A 14649-nucleotide genomic window follows, 5' to 3' on the forward strand; every position below is an offset into this window, starting at 1 on the left:
AGTATAAGTCATCCGGGCTTATTGCCGACCTTACATTTTCGCTTCATACGCGGCATTCCGGTCGGTGAGACACCGACCGGTAGCGGGTTCTGCAGGTGGGTGGTGGCACCCACCTGTAGAACCCGCTACCGGTCGGTGTCTCACCGACCGGAATGCCGCGTATGAAGCGAAAATGTAAGGTCGGCAATAAGCCCGGATGACTTATACTTTGACTAATTAACGATTGCACATTTTTATTCCGTGAGGAGTATAATAAGAATGTTCCGGCAGATTCCGGCCTTGCAGCAAACCTTTAATGCTGTACCGCCCCTGTTGGTTTCTGCTGCTGCTCTACCAGATTTTCCAGCCACAGGGTTTTATAGTATGCCGGGCAGTAGAAATAATAGTTGATGTAACTCCAGTGCAGGAATATCTGTTTAAAAGGCGATGGATATGAATAAGCCGCCCTTGCCTGGAAAAAGATGAATTGCTGCTGGTTGCTTTTCTCAAATGCATCAAGGCTTGTGAATGGCGGTACGTAATGTTCATCATACACACCGAGCCGCATAAGCGATGTGCTTAAAATAATTTTATCCATCACGTTGTTACAGGCATCAAATTCTTTCTTCGCATCATCAATCAATTGTTGTTTGTATGCTTCCAGTTCAGGAAGATGAAAAGCATGCATTAAGCGCACCACATGATAAATTAGAATAGAAGAACGTACATAATAGGGCGAAAGATAAACGGGCGCTTTCATGTATTCGCGGTTGCGCACCATTTCAGTAACAAGCTGTAAAGTGGCGCTGTCCTGTTTTACAAATGGCAGTTTTTTATCCAGCACGAAATACAGAATATTGCAGTGCACGCCAAAGTCAAAATCAGGCACAGTGCGGCTGCCGAGATAAGTGCTGTAAGCCGGGATATCACGATATTTTTTATAGGCCGCTATTATTTTTTGTCTGGAAAGATTGGCAACGTCAATCAACTGTTGTTTTAAATCAGCAACATCTTTGTCGCTGCTGCTGTCTGTCATCAATATCATCACCGTATCATCCGCATCTTCGCCCTGCCCGAATACCTGTTTCAGGTATTTGAAATAATAAGTGCCGGGCATGATCGGATCATTCGTTGCCCAAAAACCATAATAAGGATAGCCATGTTTATTGCGGTATAAAGGATATGAAATGCTTGCCTGTTTGATAATGTTTTCTGCAATGGCTTTATCTTCTCCACCTAAGTAAGGCAACATGTTGCGCAGGGCAAAAGCCGTTATGGCTGTATAAAAAACAGTATTATCCGGTTGAAGGTTATGCGGTGCGCCGCCGCATTCACGATAAGTTGGAAAACCGCCCTTGTAAAAGAAGCCATCCTCTTTTACCTGCATTGATTGAATGTCTTTCAGCAAAACATGAATAAGCGAATCTTTGTTTTGTGCAGCAGCTGCTTCAAACAAGCATAACAAAATAAGTATGGTAAAAATTTGCTTAAGCATGCTTTACGCCCTTTTAGGGGATGGGGGGGTGATCTTATAAATATATCTGAACCATTTTAAAATATTACCCGGCTTTTCCATGTCAACAATCATATCTTTTCTTTGCAGTTGCCACCAATCAATTTTGCCTTTATATTTTTTTTGTGTTTCAATAAACTGGTCAATAGCCACAAGGCTTCTTGCATTAATGGTATTCATCACAATGCAAAAATCTTCCTTATCTTTTTTTGCATAGGGCAACGCGTAAATTTTTTCGTTTTGCAATTGTATGCGTTCGATAAAATCTTTTTTGAACTGAATATAATCATCGCAGGTATTTATGAGTGTATAAATATTATCCCGCACATCTTTATACAAATCAAAAATATCATTGCCAAGCTGGTATAAGCTGCCAATTAAGAACAACACTTCCAGCATTTGCTCACTGGCCGCTTCATCCAGGCATTGATGATAGATGATAACGCTTACCGCACCCTTTATATAAGTAATGCGCCGTATTTCTTCTTTTGAAATGCCAGGCTTTGTTTGTGCAATTGTTTCCACCTGTATATCCAAAACACCTTTTGACGCTTTAATATATGCGTCTTTATGTGGAACCGTCTTTAATAAGTACGCTTGAATTTCCTTCGCCACATGCGATGAAAATGTAGTGGCATGATAGGTTTCAGGCTGAAAGGTTATTTTTCTTATGCTTTCATTATCCAGCTTGTCAATATCAAACAGATCATCGCCAACCGGCGTAAGAATGCCAAATAATGTAGCGCGTTTACGTTCTTCATCGCTCAGCACTTCACCGTATAATCTTTTATAGCTGCTGCACAAAAAAGAGGTGATGAAAAGGCCATAATATTTTAAGATCTTACCACGCTGCTCCGCCTCAAACTTCCCGTTATATTTATTTTCAAGCTCATTTAAGTAAGGAATGAGAAATGTTTTATTGAATTGCTTTTGAACCTTTATTTCACTATACACTTTACCGGCGATATGGATATAACGGAAGAAATTCATGCGGTGAATGGTAAGTTGTCAGTTGTGCTTATTATCATCCGCTCAAAAATAATACGGAAACTTGTAACGTGAATCGTCAATCGTGAAAATTTAGGATTCGATATTGATGTTAATGTGTTTTACTTTCTACAATCAGCATTCACTTCCGCATCGTCAATCGTGAAAATTTTGGGATTCGATTTAACGATGAAGGCATCTAACTTTTGATGGTTTAATCGCAAAAACATAGAGTTTGGTTTTAGATGAATTGATCATGCAACTTAGTATATCAAAAGCAATTTAAATTCTTCACGTTCTTACTCATTCACGTTTCACGATTCACGTCTCTACTTTACATTCGCCACTACTTTCGCACCGGCTCTTTTGGCAGATTGCATTACACGAAAAACCTCACCGTAATAAGAAGAAGTATCGGCATTAATCACTACAGAAGGCGTGTCAACGGTGCTGCGGTTTTTATCAACCTCAAACTTTATAAGGCTGTCAAGGCTTGCAGCATCTATTTTTCGGTGCGCTATATAAATGTTCTGGTCCTTATCAATTGACACAACAATATTTTGCTTAGCCTTGGTATCTTTTGTGCCTTTGGGATTGTTTACTTTAATAACATTCGGATTAGCCAGTGTTGATATAATTAAAAAGAAGAACAGCAGGATGAACAGGATATCATTTAATGTTCCTGCATGCACTTCTGCATGTGTTTTAAATCTTCTTCGAATATTCATAAGTCCTATCTCCGCCGCAGCGGAGAATTTTTAAGTTCGTTTGTAAAATTAATTTCCTCAATAATCATGATGCATCCTAATTACTCCCCTTCAGGGGATGGGGGTTACCGTGTCGGTTCCTGCAGCACATCAATAAACTCTGCACTGGCTATTTCCATTTTATTGGCGGTTTTATCCACCTGCGTATTCAGAAAATTATAAGCCACATAAGCCAGCAAACCAATTATCAGGCCCGATGCCGAAGTGATCATCTTTGTGTAAATGCCGCCGGCAATTTCACCCAGTTCCAGTTCGCCGGTTGATGCAATGGCAGAAAACAATTGCAGCATGCCCACAATCGTTCCCAGAAATCCAAACATAGGCGCAATGCCTGCAATTAATGAAAGTATATTCAGGTTGCGTTCCATTTTATACATTTCAATGCGGCCTACATTTTCCATGCTTTTTTCAATGGCATCAATGGGTTTGCCAATGCGCTGAACACCTTTATCAATAATGCGCGCCACCGGGTTGTCTGTATTGCGCGCCAGGTTCCTTGCCCCGTTAATATTGCCGGTAATAATATTATCGCGTATAATGTGCATGAAGTTGGCGTCAATCCTCGAGGCCTTACGTATAGCAATCAGCCGCTCAAAAAAAACAAAAATAGCCGCAGCCAGTAACACATACAGCGGGTACATAATCCAGCCGCCCTTATTCAGTAAACTCCATAAATTCATAGTTTGAGGTTGCTGGGCAACCGTGTTTACAAGCTTAGCCGTATCAACCTGTAATAAAAATCCCATTCGTTATTATTTAGATGAATGCAAAATACGTTCAACCACAAAACAACGGTTGCCCTGTTGATAAATTACCTTTTAATGTTATTTTAAGAAAGATTTTGCAGCAAAGCATAGCTTTGATGAATGTTTTTTGGTTACCGGCAAATATCGTTGTGGCATCACGGTTGGCCTGTCCCGATTTTTCGGGAGTCACTCCCTTTGTACTATATATTTTCATGACGGCTATGGTTTCCTGAATTAACATCCCTAAGTTTTACTCAAACCGGCATGAAACTTTTCAGGCTAAAATCACCCAAAGCAGGCATGAAAAATTTCATCAAAGGTTCCTTCCGGCAAAAAACAATAATAATTTACAGGAGAAATCAGCGGGTTTGTTGACCGCAGCTATTGGTCTGACGCTTTCAAGCGTCTGACCATGTTCAACCTTCCGGTTGTTACCATTCCTGTAAAACATTTGTATCTTTGATACATGCAGCAAACCGCAACAAAATTTATAACCCGGCAGGAATACCTCGCCTTTGAGCGCGATGCCTTGGATAAGCATGAGTATTACAAAGGTGAAATTTTTGCCATGAGCGGTGCATCATTCAGGCATAATCTTATAGAAAGCAATTTAAGAGGCGCATTACACAATTTCTTAAAAGATACAGGCTGCAACGAATTTGGTAGCAACCTGCGCATTCACATTCCATCCAATACCTTATATACTTATCCTGATATTATCGTTCTCTGCAATGAACCGGCATTTGCAGATGATGAATTTGATACCATTACAAACCCGTCTGTTATTATAGAGATTCTTTCGCCATCAACAGCCAACTACGACCGTGGCGCCAAATTCGATCTGTACAGGGAAATAGCATCTTTACATGAATACCTTCTTATTGATTCTGCAGCCATTCACGCAGTGCTGTATGTGAAGAATGAAGATGATACCTGGACCTTATCTGAAACAAAAGATCTGAGCCAATCGTTAACCATTCCATCTATTAATTTTACCATCAGCCTTGCTGATATTTATAATGGCATTGATAAAGTAAAACGTTAGTAGTGCGCTGCGAAGCGTCTTCGCTTCGCAGTTTCGGTTTATCGCCTCCGGCGATTTGCCGTTAACCTGCATTACATTAAACAGAAATACTATCTTGCCTGCATGTTTGCATGCAGGCAAATTACGCTCACCCAGTTTCGCAACTATAGTTTTGAATCTTTCCGTTTCAACGAAAATATTATTGGTATTTATGGCCGGAACGGAAGCGGCAAAACCAATTTGCTTGATGCAGTTTATTATTTATGTTTTACCAAAAGCAGTTTTAACCGCCCCGATGCACAAAGCGTAAAAGACGGCTTTGCCGGCTTTCGCATTGATGGAAGGTTTGAAAAAGCAGGGGAAAACCACAAGCTCGTTTGCATTTTACGTGAAAACAACCGTAAAGAATTTTCTGCTGATGAGGAAAGCTATACAAAATTTTCAGAGCACATCGGCAAATTCCCGTGCATTATGATTGCGCCTGATGATGTGGCATTAATAACCGAAGGCAGCGAAGAGCGCAGGAAGTTTATTGATACATTATTATCACAATTACAGCACGATTACCTTGAACAACTGATTGCCTATAATAAAATTCTCCAGCAGCGCAACAGCTTCTTAAAATTTGCCGCCGAGCGTAATAGCTATGATGAATCATTGCTTGAAATTTTAAACAATCAATTACTTGAAAAAGGCAGTTTTATTTATGAACGAAGGCAGAAATTTTTAAGCAGGTTTCTTCCGCAGGTTTTGCAGCAATATATTTCTATTGCGGATAATGATGATAAGCTTTCGCTGGAATATGAAAGCCAGTTGAACAATAACCCGTTTGAAGTACTGTTGCAGCAAAACCTGCAGCGCGATTTGTACCTGCAGCGTACCGGCACGGGCATTCATAAAGATGATATTGCAATGGGATTGCAGCAAACCGTTTTTAAAAGCATTGCCTCGCAGGGACAGCGCAAGAGCTTATTGTTTGCATTTAAACTGGCCGCTTTTGAAACATTGAAAGAAAATAAAGGCTTCCCTCCCGTTTTATTGCTGGATGATGTATTTGAAAAGCTGGATGAAAACCGCATGCAGAACCTGCTGGAATACGTTTGCGTGCAAAGCGGCGCACAGGTTTTTATAACCGATACGCATAAAGGCAGATTACAGCAATCTTTTGTGAAAATCGGTAAAGGTTATGATTTGATCGGGTTATAAATTTGTAGTTTCACGAAAGCAAAAAAGAAGCGTAAAAATGTGCTTTTTTTCCTTTGTAATCGTTGCGTCTTTGCATAAAGTCCTCAAGAATATCATACAATGAAAAAATTATTGTTTTTGCTCATTGCCCACAGTTCGCTGCTCACAGCTTCATTATATGCACAACAAACGAAAACATTTACGCATGCCGATACTTTACGCGGCAGCATTACGCCGGAACGCGCCTGGTGGGATGTGCTGAAATATGATATTACAGTGAAGCCGGATTATGAAAGCAAAACGATAAAAGCAAGCAATACCATAACATGTAAAGTAAAAAGCAGTGCCGGCCGCATGCAGATTGACCTGCAGCCGCCGCTGGAAATTGACAGCTTTGCTGTGAATGGAATTGTTCAGGCCAAAGGCGCTTTTGAACATAATGGAACTGCTGCAAATGTTTGGTATTTACATGTTCAGAAGATGCCCGCTAATACAATTCAGAAAGTAACCATCTACTACCACGGCAAACCCCGCGAAGCCATTCGCCCGCCCTGGGATGGCGGCTGGATATGGAAGAAAGATAAATTGGGCCGGCCCTGGATGAGCGTGGCTTGCCAGGGATTGGGCGCCAGTGTTTGGTACCCGTGCAAAGACCATCAGAGTGATGAGCCTGATAACGGCGCTTCACTTACCGTCATTGTGCCGGATACATTGGTAGCCGTTGGCAACGGCAGGCTTACATCCGGCACAAAAAACAGTGATGGCACGGCTACCTGGGCATGGGAAGTAAAAAACCCTATCAACAACTATAACATCATTCCCTACATTGGCAAATATGTGAACTGGAGGGATACGTTGCATGGCGAAAAAGGCACGCTTGATATGAGTTTCTGGGTGCTTGATTATAGCCTTGATTCTGCCAAAATGCAGTTTCAGCAGGCGAAATCAATGCTGCATTCCCTGGAATACTGGTTTGGCCCTTATCCTTTTTATGAAGACAGTTACAAGCTGGTGGAATCGCCGCATTTAGGCATGGAGCATCAGAGCGCAGTAGGTTATGGCAATCATTTTCGCAATGGCTATCTTGGCACTGATTTAAGCGGCAGCAGCTGGGGCCTGAAATGGGATTTTATTATTGAACATGAAAGCAGCCATGAATGGTTTGGAAATAACATCACTTCAAAAGACCTGGCAGATATGTGGATTCATGAAAGCTTTGCCAACTACAGCGAAACTTTATACACCGAATATTTGTTTGGCAAAGAGGCCGGTAATGAATACAACTATGGCACCCGCAAAAAGATAAGAAACGACGAGCCCATTATTGCGCACTATAATGTAAATGAAGAAGGCAGCGGCGACATGTATTACAAAGGCGGCAATATGCTGCAAACCATTCGCCATTCCATAAACAACGATGCAAAATGGCGCAACATTTTGCGCGGCCTTGGTAAAACTTTCTATCATCAAACTGTTACTGCGCCTCAAATAGAAAATTATATCAGCAAAAATGCAGGCATAGATTTCAGTAAAGTGTTTAACCAGTATTTACGCCACATTCAGATTCCGCAACTGAGCTATTATTATTCACCTGATAAAAAGAAAGTCTATTATCGCTGGGATAGCTGTGTGGCAGGCTTCAATCTACAGCTTGTTTTATTGCATGATGGCAAAAGCATCCGCATAAAGCCAACGCAAAAATGGAGAAGCCTGGGTGATGTTTTCTTTTTTGATACAGCGTGGATTGATAAGCATTATTATATTAAAATTAAAGAAGTGAAGCCTGAATAAATTTATTTAAACAAGTAAGAGACTTGGCGCATAGCAACTGCGAAGTCTGGAGATCATAGCTGTTCGAAACCATTTTCTTAAAGCCTCTATGAGGCTTAAACGTGTGTACAATGCTGCCCGTAATGTTTCTTTACCGTTCCATTGGAACGGAACGTTTACATGTACCACACCTACGGTGTGGAAATCCACCCTGGCACAATTATTTCTGCACACGTGGGCGATCCTATGGATCGCGGATCGCTAATGCAGGTTTCGAACACTTCAGGTCCGGAGACTTCGCAGCGCGCAGGCATTGTACTTTTTGGCTATAAAGAGAATTAAAAAACAAATAATTGCACCAATAGGAAGAAATATTGACCCGCTGACCGATTCCTGGTTTCAAAAAAATATTTGGCGCTGCCCACGGGAAAATTCCCGTTGTTTATATGCGTAAAATACGCTTTTATAGCAGTTGCAAAAAGCCGAATATTGTATAAACAAGGGAAGAATAAAAAGAACGCCAGGGAAAGTATGAGAAACCGGTTAGAACATGAATTACTGCTATCACAACTTGAAACGCAGGAATATTCATTCAGCCAGATAAGTGCGGCATTGCACGATAATATTGGCCAGTTACTAAGCACTACAAAATTATTACTTGGCATGACAGTGATGGAATTAACACAGCCGCCCGATACATTAAAAACAGCAGAACAAACACTTGCCAAAGCCATAACCGACCTGCGCTCATTATCAAAAACATTGCACAACGGCTGGCTTCCTTATTTTGATTTCGTTTGCAGCCTCAAGGCAGAGAAAGAAAGAATTAATGTATTGAGAAAAGTGCAGGTTGAAATAATAAGCGACTTTGAAAAACTGCCAATGGAGCCCGGCGCCCAGGTAATACTGTTCAGGGTAGTATGTGAAGCCTTACAGGATATTATTAAACGGCATTTGCCTGATAATATAAACGTTCAATTAAAGAACAGGATAAATTTTGCTGAGGTTATTATTGAAAATAACAGCAACCCCAATGCGCAGCTTTCAGCAAAAAAGCATGCGGTGCCAGGCAGTATGCAGCGGCGCATCCAATTGCTTGGCGGTAGTATTAAATGGCAATACAGGCGCGCCGATACATATTGCATGCTGATTAAAATACCGGTGAACAACAAGGAGCTTGCTTAGCCGGGAATGCCAGCAACCGGTATTTTTTAAGCAAATAACCAAAAGCCGCCTGTCCTTATCAAAAAAACAGGCTTTTAAATTAAAAACAGTTGCTTAACTTTTTGAAATATTAAACCATGAATATTACCCTTGGCATAGCAGATGACCATCAGTTGTTTTTAAAATCACTCAGCCTGCTTATTGGCAGCCTGGAAGATTTTACCATTATTGCAGAAGGCATACATGGCAAAGACCTGATTGATAAACTTGAAGCAAAAAAAACAGAGCCGGATATAATTCTGCTCGATGTAAATATGCCCGTAATGGACGGCAGGCAAACCGCAGTATATCTTTCTGAAAAATTTCCGGCGGTAAAACTGGTTGCGCTTTCAATGAAAGACGATGATGCCACCATCATCAGCATGATAAAAGCCGGGTGCTGCTCTTATCTTTTAAAAGATATTCATCCTGAAGAACTGAATAAGGCGCTGCATGAAATATACCAGAAAGGGTATTATAATTCAGATGCAGCCAATATAAATTACCGCCGGCTGCTGAAGCACCAGGATAAAGAAAAAGAACTGCAGCTTACAGATAAAGAAAAAGAATTTTTGCAGCTTGCCTGCAGCGATGCCACATATAAACAGATTGCATCAACCATGCATGTTTCAGAAAGAACGGTTGATGGCTATCGCGAAAACCTGTTTAAGAAACTAAATGTACAAAGCCGCACGGGCATGGCGCTGGAAGCCATAAGAAGGAATATCGTTTCTATTTAACGCTTGTTTTAGTAACTGGTTTCGCCAAGGCAGCTCCCAACAGTTTTCATCTATTCACAAGTATAATTCGCCGAACTGAAAACTACTTTATCTTCGTGGCATGGTTACCAACCTGAGCGCCAAACACAGCTTATTAACTAACTGGATAAGCGAAATAAGGAACACGGAAGTGCAAACAGACCGCATGCGTTTCAGGCGCAACCTGGAGCGCATTGGCGAAGCCATTGCTTTCGAAATAAGCAAAACCCTGCCGTGGGAGGAAAAAGAAATTCAAACCCCGCTGGGCATTCATATAAGCAAGGTATTAAAACAGCAGCCCGTGCTGGCAACCATACTTAGGGCAGGCCTGCCATTGCACCAGGGTTTGCTGAACTATTTCGACAAAGCCGACAATGCCTTTATTTCTGCTTACCGCAAACACCACCGCGACGGCAGCTTTGAAATAAACCTCGAATATCTTAGTACCCCTTCGCTGGACGACAGGGTGCTTATTCTTTGCGATCCTATGCTGGCAACCGGTTCTTCACTTGTGTCGGCATTGCAGGCCTTAAAAGATAGCGGCAACCCTTTGCAAATACACGTGGTTTCTGCTATTGCAGCTTCGGCGGGAATTGAATATGTGCTCAGGGAATTTGGGGAAAGAATATATATTTGGTGCGGTGATATTGATGATGAATTAACAGCCAGGGGTTACATTGTGCCGGGTTTAGGCGATGCAGGCGATCTTGCATTTGGCCCAAAAACACAATCCTGACAAAACATAAACTGTAATTGTCTCTTTTCACTTTAAAAAAATATTGTTCGTTTTCAATAAAATTGAATAAAGTCCGTTTTATTAAATTCTGATAATGAAATTATTTGTTACCATTTTTTGCTTATTGATCACTGCAACAGCCATTGCCCAGGACCCGCATTTTTCACAATTCTTCTCTTCTCCCCTTACGCTTAATCCTGCCTTTACCGGCAAGTTTAATGGAATGGTGCGTGGTGCGGTTAATTACCGAAATCAATGGCCAACCATAAACAGGGCTTATCAAACAATGACGGCATCGGTGGATTTTCCCATTCTTGCCAGTAAAATTCCTGAAAGCGACGTATGGGGCGTTGGCCTGATGGGCTATAGTGATAAAAGCGCCGCAGGCGCCGTTGCCTTTAATTATTTTTCGCTTTCCACAGCTTATCATAAAGGTCTGGATGAAGATGGCTATAAACAACTGGGGCTTGGCTTCCAGGCCACCTATTCTAACATGCTTATCAACACATCCAAATTAACTTTTGAAGACCAGTTAACGGCCTCCGGTTTTACAAACCCCACGCAGGAAGTTTTTAATAACTCCACCCTTAAAGCCAACTATTTTGATTTGAATGCCGGCATACTTTACACCGTGAGCACAAGTGACCGGAATAATTTTTATGGCGGCGTAAGCTTATATCATATTAATCGCCCCAAGCAGGAGTTTACGGGCGTAAATTATGAGCTCTACCCACGCGCTACCATACATGCCGGCGGGTACTTCCCGGTGGGAGATCAAACAACCCTGCATGTAAGCGGCCTCTTTAGCACGCAGGCCGGTGCAAGGGAAACCCTTTTAGGTGGCGCCATGCAGTTTATGGCCGGCAACCCCGAAACGGATAACAACCCGGTGAGTTTTTACGGCGGCGCATGGATGCGCTTTGGCGATGCACTTATCCCTTACATAGGCCTTGAATTTAGCACCCTGCGCATTGGGGCTACTTACGATATAAATATCTCCGATCTTAAAACAGCTTCTGAAAGCCGCGGAGGTATGGAAATTTCATTAATCTACATACTTCAGCACCCTGACGGCAAGTTCCTGCCTTGCCCTAAATTTTAATTTAAGGTTCAATCAGGCATTAGTGTAATAATGCCCTTCCCTTCAGGAAAAGAAAATAAAGCGAAGGTTTGGATGCACCCGGTTTTATTAAATCACCGGTGCAGTTTTTTCAGGAAAATTTTAAACAAAAACGATCAGATGGTAAACATGCCATTCTTATATATCACCTGCTGCGTTCCGTCTTTTAATAAAGCAGTTACCGTTCTGTTATCAGTGCTTATTATATCTGTATGCACTTTGGGGCAGGCATTATAACCCATCTCCGCCCATCGTTCTTCTGTAACATTCATCCTGTTGCCGGGATAGGTATCTTTATAAGCATTGCCCAATGCAATATGCGTATTGCCATAATCGCCGCCCATATTCTCGTCAAACAGCGTTGTGGCCATAAATTTTGTAATGCGTGAATGTCGTTTATCGGTTAATGAAAACTCTCCTGCCTTATCCGCGTTTTCCTGCGCTATCATTTCTTTTAAGGCATCCTCGTTTTCCGTTGCTGAAGATTCAACCACAACGCCATCTTTAAACTTTAATGAAACACCGGCAATGCGTTTGCCTGAATAATACAAAGGCTGATTAAAACGTATGTATCCATTGGTGCCGCGCCAGTCGGGAGAAGTGAATATTTCAAAGCTGGGAATGTTTTTACCGCCGCCGCTTAACCATTTGCGGTTATCACCGATTTGAATAGTTAAATCAGCCGCATCGCCTTTAATAAATAATCTTTCTATCGGCAGGGCGTCCAGTTTATCTTTTATGGTTTCAATTTCCTGCTGTACCTGTTTCCATTTTTGCACGGGATCATCTTCCCTTAAATAACAGGCTTCAATTATCTGCTCCCAGTAATCTTCCAGTGAAAGGCCTGCTTCGTCTGCCATAGACTGGGTTCCGTATAAACAAAGCGTCCACGACAATTTACCTGCCTGCTCCTTCTTTTCCCGCATGGCCATATAAGGCGCTCTGGCACTGTTCATGCGGCTTATTTTGGAAGAGGGCAACCCTTCAAACGCATGTATATCAGGCTCGGCAATAATAAAAAGGATATGGTCAGCAGCATCTACAATACCCTGCCAGTAAGGCTTTGCGAAGAATGATATTTGTTCATCACTGCCTTTTTCCAGCAGCATGCGGGCCAGGCTTTGCCCACGGGTATTGTCGGGCTGAAAATATGTGATGATATTACCGCCCGCCGTATAAATTTCATCAGCTATAGCAAGATAAAGCGGCTTGCTGCACTCCTGCCCTACCAGGAAAACGGTATCGCCTTTGTTAATGCCTTTGCCGTTATTCAGTGCATACAACACCATTACCTGCGCATATTTCTTTAATAAAGTATGGTTTGGTATAAACATAGTTCTTGTTTGAAGCGCAGCGAATATAAAGGAGAATAGTTTATGTGAACCAGACTGTTGCCCGGAGCAAAGGAGCCTGAAAGATTCTTTAGTAAATACATGACAGATTACCGGTATCATTTAATTTCTTTGCGCATAATGAGAACTGCTTTAATACGCCTGCATATTGCTGTATTTCTCTGGGGCTTTACCGGCGTACTTGGCCGCGCTATTCATTTAAACGAAGGCTGGCTGGTGTGGTGGCGCATGTTTATTACCACGGTTAGCTTATGGATATTCTTTTATTTTTTAAACCGCATCCGTTCCATTTCTTTTAAAGATTTTCTCAAAATTGCTGCAATAGGCACCGTGCTTTCGTTGCACTGGCTTGCATTTTACGGAAGCATAAAATATTCAAACGTGTCCATTGCACTAACCTGTTTAAGCACTACCGGGCTGTTAAGTGCGGTGGTTGAACCGGTATTTTTCAGGCGCCGGATAATTTTGTATGAGCTTGTTTTAGGATTATTTGCCCTGGGCGGCATTGCCATAATTTATGCAACCAACCTGCGTTTTTCCACAGGCATTTATATTGGGCTTGTTTCTGCCCTGCTCACCGTAATTGTATCGGTAATGAATAAAAAACTGATAACCGGGCATGAGCATGATACCATTACTTTATACCAGTTAACCGGCGGTTTTATCGGCCTGAGCATTTTATTGCCCTTTTATAACATGCTGTTTCCTGCTGCCCGGCACATACCTCAGCATTTTGACTGGCTGTGGCTGATTATCTTAAGCTGGTTCTGCACCATACTTACTTTTGTTTTATACATAAATGCATTAAAGCAGGTAAGCGCTTTTACCGTAAATCTCACACTTACGCTGGAGCCGGTATATGGAATTATACTTGCCTTTATTCTTTACAGGGAAAACGAAACTTTAAGCAGGTATTTTTACATAGGTTTTGCATTGATATTTATGGCGGTGGCATTGCAAATGCTGAGGTTGTTGAAAGATAAAAGAAAGCTTCCGGTAAACACTTTGTAATCCAGTTAAAGTAAAGGCATAAAAAAAGTTCCGTAACCGGAACCTTTTTTTATTTGTTACTGGCTATTGTTGATTGCCACCAGGACCGCCGCCTCTTTTCGGCCTCCATTCCATTTGCTTTTGCTCAAGCTTTTCAATTTGCTCTGCAGTAAGGTATTTTTTCATTTCTTCTTTAGCGGCATCCCTTATCGGTTTTGCTTTTTCCCTTTTCTCATCCTGGCTTAAAGATTCATCCTGCATAATACTGCGTGTTTGCTGCATGGAACGTTGGGAAATGGCCAATACCGAATCTGTATTGGCTGCAGATACGCCTAATGAATCGGTTAAGTACTGTTTTACCTTTTCATTCATACGGCCGCCGCCAGGGCCTCCGCCGCCCGGGGGTTGTGCAGATGCTGAAACTGTGAAGAGCACAGCAGCAGCAAACATTGTAGCTAATAATTTCTTCATGGTAATTTATTTTTAGGAATGTATAAGATGCGCACAGTGCATTAAAGT

Annotated in this window: 15 protein-coding genes; 8 read left to right on the forward strand and 7 right to left on the reverse strand. The window is 41.8% G+C overall.

Going from position 1 to position 14649, the window contains the following annotated elements; all coding sequences use genetic code 11:
* Positions 1 to 292: 292 nt before the first annotated feature.
* The 5 genes from QM629_RS17325 to QM629_RS17345 all read right to left on the reverse strand — a co-directional run bounded on the left by QM629_RS17325 (position 293) and on the right by QM629_RS17345 (position 4206).
* Positions 293 to 1474: a hypothetical protein gene (locus tag QM629_RS17325; protein WP_415161149.1), complete on the reverse strand. Its 1182-nt coding sequence runs from the start codon at positions 1472 to 1474 to the stop codon at positions 293 to 295.
* Positions 1475 to 1477: 3 nt separating this feature from the next.
* A complete protein-coding gene (locus QM629_RS17330) occupies positions 1478 to 2482 on the reverse strand; it encodes a hypothetical protein (protein WP_415161150.1) in 1005 nt (334 codons plus the stop codon).
* A 326-nt stretch (positions 2483 to 2808) separates the two neighbouring features.
* Entirely contained in the window at positions 2809 to 3207 is a 399-nt protein-coding gene (locus QM629_RS17335; protein ID WP_415161151.1) for an ExbD/TolR family protein, read from the reverse strand.
* A 104-nt stretch (positions 3208 to 3311) separates the two neighbouring features.
* Entirely contained in the window at positions 3312 to 3992 is a 681-nt protein-coding gene (locus QM629_RS17340; RefSeq protein WP_415161152.1) for a MotA/TolQ/ExbB proton channel family protein, read from the reverse strand.
* Positions 3993 to 4023: 31 nt separating this feature from the next.
* Complete coding sequence (locus tag QM629_RS17345; protein WP_415161153.1) at positions 4024 to 4206, reverse strand: hypothetical protein; 183 nt, start codon at positions 4204 to 4206, stop codon at positions 4024 to 4026.
* A 252-nt stretch (positions 4207 to 4458) separates the two neighbouring features.
* On the opposite strand from QM629_RS17345, the gene QM629_RS17350 reads away from it, so the two are divergent.
* The 7 genes from QM629_RS17350 to QM629_RS17380 all read left to right on the forward strand — a co-directional run bounded on the left by QM629_RS17350 (position 4459) and on the right by QM629_RS17380 (position 11770).
* Complete coding sequence (locus QM629_RS17350; protein WP_415161154.1) at positions 4459 to 5037, forward strand: Uma2 family endonuclease; 579 nt, start codon at positions 4459 to 4461, stop codon at positions 5035 to 5037.
* Between the two features lie 102 nt (positions 5038 to 5139).
* Positions 5140 to 6222, forward strand: a complete 1083-nt coding sequence (gene recF, locus QM629_RS17355; protein ID WP_415161155.1) for a DNA replication/repair protein RecF — start codon at positions 5140 to 5142, stop codon at positions 6220 to 6222.
* A 99-nt stretch (positions 6223 to 6321) separates the two neighbouring features.
* Complete coding sequence (locus QM629_RS17360; protein ID WP_415161156.1) at positions 6322 to 7992, forward strand: M1 family metallopeptidase; 1671 nt, start codon at positions 6322 to 6324, stop codon at positions 7990 to 7992.
* 510 nt (positions 7993 to 8502) lie between these two features.
* Positions 8503 to 9156, forward strand: coding sequence for a sensor histidine kinase (locus QM629_RS17365; protein ID WP_415161157.1), 654 nt, complete (start codon positions 8503 to 8505; stop codon positions 9154 to 9156).
* A gap of 116 nt (positions 9157 to 9272) precedes the next feature.
* Positions 9273 to 9914 (forward strand): response regulator, encoded by a 642-nt coding sequence (locus QM629_RS17370; RefSeq protein WP_415161158.1) that lies wholly within the window; start codon positions 9273 to 9275, stop codon positions 9912 to 9914.
* A 100-nt stretch (positions 9915 to 10014) separates the two neighbouring features.
* Entirely contained in the window at positions 10015 to 10668 is a 654-nt protein-coding gene (gene upp, locus QM629_RS17375) for a uracil phosphoribosyltransferase (protein ID WP_415161160.1), read from the forward strand.
* A gap of 94 nt (positions 10669 to 10762) precedes the next feature.
* Positions 10763 to 11770 carry a PorP/SprF family type IX secretion system membrane protein gene (locus QM629_RS17380; protein ID WP_415161161.1) on the forward strand — a complete coding sequence of 336 codons (1008 nt, stop codon included), beginning with the start codon at positions 10763 to 10765 and terminating at the stop codon, positions 11768 to 11770.
* 134 nt (positions 11771 to 11904) lie between these two features.
* On the opposite strand, the gene QM629_RS17385 is transcribed toward QM629_RS17380, so the two are convergent.
* A complete protein-coding gene (locus QM629_RS17385; RefSeq protein ID WP_415161162.1) occupies positions 11905 to 13122 on the reverse strand; it encodes an aminopeptidase in 1218 nt (405 codons plus the stop codon).
* 138 nt (positions 13123 to 13260) lie between these two features.
* Between QM629_RS17385 and QM629_RS17390 the strand changes: the two genes are divergently transcribed.
* The gene (locus QM629_RS17390; protein ID WP_415161163.1) at positions 13261 to 14151 is read left to right on the forward strand and encodes a DMT family transporter; all 891 of its coding nucleotides are present in this window, start codon (positions 13261 to 13263) and stop codon (positions 14149 to 14151) included.
* Positions 14152 to 14214: 63 nt separating this feature from the next.
* On the opposite strand, the gene QM629_RS17395 is transcribed toward QM629_RS17390, so the two are convergent.
* On the reverse strand, positions 14215 to 14601 hold the full coding sequence (locus QM629_RS17395; protein WP_415161164.1) for a hypothetical protein: 387 nt from the start codon (positions 14599 to 14601) through the stop codon (positions 14215 to 14217).
* Between the last annotated feature and the right edge of the window lie 48 nt (positions 14602 to 14649).

It is taken from the genome of Parafilimonas sp. (assembly GCF_047606085.1).
GTDB lineage: Bacteria > Bacteroidota > Bacteroidia > Chitinophagales > Chitinophagaceae > Parafilimonas.